Genomic DNA, 1174 nt, shown 5'->3' on the forward strand with positions numbered 1-1174 from the left:
GTCTTGCTGAGGGGGTCTTCGAAGGACCAGCTGATGGTGCTTCAGAAGGGGAAGAGGATGGTCCCGTGGATGGCCGTGCAGATGGACTGACGGAAGGCACCACCGATGGCCCCCCAGATGGACCCGTCGATGGATCACCAGAGGGTGACATGGATGGTGCAGATGATGGAATACTGGACGGCAGCACAGAAGGGGAAGTGGATGGGCTCACTGAAGGTTGTCCTGATGGAGAGCTAGAAGGCAACAATGATGGACCAACAGAGGGAGCCTCTGAGGGTGACCTGGATGGGACATTGGACGGGGACAACGAAGGTGACAGAGAAGGCCCAGCTGAAGGAGAGGCTGATGGTGTCTCAGAGGGGCCAGATGATGGCACATTGGAGGGGGCAGTGGAGGGACCAGAGGATGGTGAATTGGAGGGGTCCACAGATGGGGATGTTGAGGGGGGCAAAGACGGTCCAGCAGAGGGAACCTTAGAGGGCGCAACCGATGGTCCATCCGAGGGCAAGGCTGAAGGTGCTGTTGATGGCTTGTTGGTGGGCCTTTTGGTAGGAGCTGCACTTGGTTGAAATGATGAAAAGGTTGGATTCTCGGATGGGATTGTTGATGGATTCCTGGATGGGCTGATGGAAGGGCTGCCAGAGGGGCCTTCAGAGGGACCCGTTGAGGGCTGCCCTGAAGGGCTGGTGGAGGGACCAGTGGATGGCATAGCGGACGGCCCGGAGGACGGTGACAAAGAAGGGCCAAATGAAGGCTCCTCAGAGGGTGACATGGACGGACTCGTTGATGGGGATGACGAAGGCCGCGAGGAGGGAGAGGTCGAGGGTGACAGAGAAGGCCCAGTTGAAGGTGCCAAAGATGGACTCAGGGAAGGACTGGTGGAGGGCCCAACAGATGGGGACCTTGAGGGGGATTCCGAAGGCCCAACCGATGGTGTTGCTGAGGGGGTCTTCGAAGGACCAGCTGATGGTGCTTCAGAAGGGGAAGAGGATGGTCCCTTGGATGGGCGTGCAGATGGACTGACTGAAGGCACCACCGATGGGCCCCCAGATGGACCAGCCGATGGATCACCAGAGGGTGACATGGATGGTGCAGATGATGGAGTACTGGAGGGCAGCACAGAAGGGGAATTGGATGGGCTCACTGAAGGTTGTCCCGATGGAGAGCTAGAAGG

General features: G+C 58.7%; 2 protein-coding genes. Both read left to right on the top strand.

Annotated features, from left to right (window positions below; translation table 11 throughout):
- On the top strand, nt 1-569 hold a 569-nt coding region (locus ACRCYW_RS13600), incomplete at its 5' end, for a hypothetical protein (RefSeq protein WP_438550614.1).
- A gap of 178 nt (nt 570-747) precedes the next feature.
- A complete protein-coding gene (locus ACRCYW_RS13605) occupies nt 748-1023 on the top strand; it encodes a hypothetical protein (RefSeq protein WP_438550615.1) in 276 nt (91 codons plus the stop codon).
- Nucleotides 1024-1174: the final 151 nt, after the last annotated feature.

This window comes from Aeromonas sp., assembly GCF_051657805.1.
Taxonomy (GTDB): Bacteria; Pseudomonadota; Gammaproteobacteria; order Enterobacterales; family Aeromonadaceae; genus Aeromonas.

Coding starts and splice junctions, on each gene's coding strand:
- ACRCYW_RS13605 (WP_438550615.1), top strand. CDS start 748: ATGAAGGCTCCTCAGAGGGTGACATGGACGGACTCGTTGATGGGGATG.